Origin of the sequence: Longimicrobium sp. (genome assembly GCF_035474595.1) — a bacterium.
GTDB lineage: Bacteria > Gemmatimonadota > Gemmatimonadetes > Longimicrobiales > Longimicrobiaceae > Longimicrobium.
This window is the reverse complement of record NZ_DATIND010000096.1, coordinates 1-3132: the sequence shown is the minus strand read 5'-3', so window position 1 is coordinate 3132 and position 3132 is coordinate 1. Positions and strand designations below refer to the sequence as shown.

Genomic DNA, 3132 nt, shown 5'->3' with positions numbered 1-3132 from the left:
CGCGGAGGCGGACTGCGTGCCGTTGTAGCCGCCACTTCAGTGGCATCTTCCTCTGGAGTGCGACCGTGGCAGGCCGAGTTCGCCCGCACCGCGCCGATTATCCTCGGGACCGGCATCATCGCGGCCGCGGTGATGCGAGTCGGCGCGCCGCGGGGTCGTCTCGCACCGATGAAGTCCGCGGAGGCGGACTGCGTGCCGTTGTAGCCGCCACTTCAGTGGCATCTTCCTCTGGCGTGCGACCGTGGCAGGCCGAGTTCGCTCGCACCGCGCCGATTGTCCTCGGGACCGGCATCATCGCGGCCGCCGTGATGCGGGTCGGCGCGCCGCGGGGTCGTCTCGCACCGATGAAGTCCGCGAAGGCGGACTGCGTGCCGTTGTAGCCGCCACTTCAGTGGCATCTTTCTCGACCGTACGACTGTACGACCGATGCCGAGCGACGAATCGATCACCCGCGCGGCGGAGTGGCTGGCGAGCGCCCGGCGCGTGCTCGTCTCCACCGGCGCGGGGATGTCGCGGGAGAGCGGCATCCCCACCTTCCGCGACGCGCTGGAGGGGCTGTGGGCGCAGTACGACCCGCAGGAGCTGGCCACCGAGCGCGGCTTCCGGAAGAACCCGCGCCGCGTGTGGAGCTGGTACGCCGCGCGGCGGCGCAGGATCGCCGAGGCGGTGCCGCACGCGGGGTACCACGCGCTGGTGGAGATGGAGGCGCGGCTGCCGTCGCTCACCATCGTCACGCAGAACATCGACGGGCTGCACGCGCTGGCCGGCTCGCGCGACGTGGTGGAGCTGCACGGCAGCATCCGCCGGGCGAAGTGCCTCGATCGCCATCACCCCTGGCCCGGACCGGTGCCGGACGACGGCGCGGAGGAGAGCGATCCCCCGCCCTGCCCCGTCTGCGGATCGCCGCTGCGCCCCGACGTGGTGTGGTTCGGGGAGATGCTGCCCGAGGCGGCGGTGGAGCGGGCGTGGCGGCTGGCGGAGGAGTGCGACGTGCTGCTGCTGGTGGGGACGTCGGGAACGGTGTGGCCGGCGGCGGAGCTCCCCGCCGTGGCCGCGCGGGCCGGGGCGCGGGTGATCGAGGTGAACCCGGAGCCAAGCGAGCTGAATCACCTGGCCGCGGCGTACCTTCAGGGCGCCGCCGGCGCTGTGCTGCCGCGTCTCGCGGCCGCACTCACTGAACGGAGGATGGGCGACGGATGAGCGGAATCGACCACCTGATCGGAAACAACCGGGAGTGGGCGCAGTCCACGCTGGAGCGCGACCCGGACTTCTTCGCCACGCTGGCCCACCAGCAGGCGCCGGAGTACCTGTGGATCGGCTGCTCGGACAGCCGCGTGCCCGCCAACCAGATCGTGGGGCTGCTCCCCGGCGAGATGTTCGTGCACCGGAACGTGGCCAACGTGGTGGTGCACACCGACCTCAACTGCCTGTCGGTGATGCAGTTCGCGGTCGACGTGCTGCGCGTGAAGCACATCCTGGTGGTGGGCCACTACGGCTGCGGCGGCGTGCAGGCGGCGCTGGAGGAGCGGCGGCTGGGGCTCATCGACAACTGGCTGCGGCACGTGCAGGACGTGGCCATCAAGCACCGCGCCGAGCTCGACGCCATCTCCGGCGACGCGGACCGGCTGGCGCGGCTGTGCGAGCTGAACGTGATCGAGCAGGTGGCCAACGTCTGCCAGACCACCGTGGTGCAGGGCGCGTGGGAGCGCGGGCAGGAGCTGTCGGTGCACGGGTGGGTCTACGCGCTCGAAGACGGGCTGCTGCGCGACCTGGGGCTGTGCGTCACCTGCCCGGAAGATCTCGCGTCGGCGGAAGAGAAAGTTGAAACGATTTCGTGAACGGCGCGACGCGCGCCGCCCTGTATACTCGGCCGGAATCTCACTAAAGTCGGAGGCTTAAACGAATGTCCGCGAACGGCAAGAAGGCGACGGTCGTCATCGACGGGGCCAACGTGGCCTACGAGGAGCGCAACGCGGGCGGCAAGCCGAAGCTCTCGAACCTGCTCAAGGTGCGGCGCGAGCTGGAGGAGCGCGGGCAGGAGGCCGTCATCATCGTGGACGCCAGCCTCAAGTACGACATCGACGACCAGGAGCAGTTGGAGAAGCTCATCAAGGCGCAGGAGGTGCGCCAGGTGCCCGCCGGCACCGACGCCGACTACTTCATCATCCAGTTCGCGCACGAGCTGGACGCCCTCATCGTCACCAACGACCGCTACAAGGACTACGCCGACCAGTACCCCTGGGTCAACGAACGCCGGCTCCCTTACATGATCGTCAAGGGCGAGGTCGTGCTCTACGAAGAGCAGGAGCCGTGACGCCGCGCCTCACGAACCGTTCTTATTAAGAAAGTCCTCGCGCACCGGCGAGAAGATGTCGATGAGGACGACCTCCTCTTCGAGCATCGTCGCGCCGTGCCAACTGTTGGGCGGGAAGTGGAGCACGTCGCCCGCCTCGGCGACCCTCTGCTCGTCGCCGACGGTGAAGAGGACGCGGCCGCGCTCGACCAGAGTGATCTGCTCGTGCGGGTGGTCGTGCGGGGGCGTGACGACGCGCGGCGCGAAACGCAGGCGGCAGACCATCACCCGCTCCCCGACGATCATCTGCCGCTCGGTGCCGTCTTCGAGAACCTCGACGGGGACGCGCGACCAGTCCGTGTGCCGCGGGTGCGGGCTGAGTATTGATTTCGCTTCCATGACTTATCGTACCTCACCTTCCGCCTTCAACGTGATGCGCCAGCGCGCAGACTGTCCTGCTTTCAAGCTCATGTCACGCGCTTCGTAGACGAGGTGCAGCGGCACCCCGCCGCGCGCGCCGCGCCCGGTGGCCCCGCCCCCCGCCGCCTGCACCGAGATGTTCAGGGGCCAGTCCGCCGCCGCCGAGACTTCGAGCGCGCCGCCGTCGAAGACGAAGCGGTCGCGCCGCCGCCCGCCGTCGAACAGGACTTCGCTCCGCGCGGCCGTCGTCGGCACGGCCACCCACCACCTCTTAATCTTCACGTCGGCCGTCGCCTTCAAAGTCTCTTCGCGCGTGAGCGTCGTGAGTTCGTGGGCCAGGACGACCTCGCTTGAGATGCCCGGGTCTACGATCTGCCCCGACTTGCTGCCGACCAGAGCCCAGCGACGCCAGACGGCGC

5 protein-coding genes are annotated in these 3132 nt (G+C 69.4%); 3 read left to right on the top strand and 2 right to left on the bottom strand.

Annotated features, from left to right (window positions below):
• The first annotated feature begins 426 nt into the window (after nt 1-426).
• The 3 genes from VLK66_RS17520 (at nt 427) to VLK66_RS17510 (ending at nt 2314) form a co-directional block, all read left to right on the top strand.
• Complete coding sequence (locus VLK66_RS17520; protein WP_325310751.1) at nt 427-1200, top strand: NAD-dependent deacylase; 774 nt, start codon at nt 427-429, stop codon at nt 1198-1200.
• The gene (gene can / locus VLK66_RS17515; RefSeq protein WP_325310750.1) at nt 1197-1838 is read left to right on the top strand and encodes a carbonate dehydratase; all 642 of its coding nucleotides are present in this window, start codon (nt 1197-1199) and stop codon (nt 1836-1838) included. The genes VLK66_RS17520 and can overlap by 4 nt, the downstream gene beginning before the upstream one ends.
• Nucleotides 1839-1903: 65 nt before the next feature.
• On the top strand, nt 1904-2314 hold the full coding sequence (locus VLK66_RS17510; protein ID WP_325310749.1) for an NYN domain-containing protein: 411 nt from the start codon (nt 1904-1906) through the stop codon (nt 2312-2314).
• A 9-nt stretch (nt 2315-2323) separates the two neighbouring features.
• Here VLK66_RS17510 and VLK66_RS17505 read toward each other — a convergent pair whose 3' ends face one another.
• Together VLK66_RS17505 and VLK66_RS17500 are read right to left on the bottom strand one after the other, a co-directional pair.
• Nucleotides 2324-2692, bottom strand: a complete 369-nt coding sequence (locus VLK66_RS17505) for a cupin domain-containing protein (protein ID WP_325310748.1) — start codon at nt 2690-2692, stop codon at nt 2324-2326.
• A gap of 3 nt (nt 2693-2695) precedes the next feature.
• Nucleotides 2696-3132: hypothetical protein (locus tag VLK66_RS17500; protein ID WP_325310747.1), on the bottom strand; the 437-nt coding region annotated here is incomplete at its 5' end.

Excerpts from the sequence above, each read along its gene's own strand:
- VLK66_RS17520 (WP_325310751.1), top strand. The coding sequence starts at position 427 with ATGCCGAGCGACGAATCGATCACCCGCGCGGCGGAGTGGCTGGCGAGC.
- can (WP_325310750.1), top strand. The coding sequence starts at position 1,197 with ATGAGCGGAATCGACCACCTGATCGGAAACAACCGGGAGTGGGCGCAG.
- VLK66_RS17510 (WP_325310749.1), top strand. The coding sequence starts at position 1,904 with ATGTCCGCGAACGGCAAGAAGGCGACGGTCGTCATCGACGGGGCCAAC.
- VLK66_RS17505 (WP_325310748.1), bottom strand. The coding sequence starts at position 2,692 with ATGGAAGCGAAATCAATACTCAGCCCGCACCCGCGGCACACGGACTGG.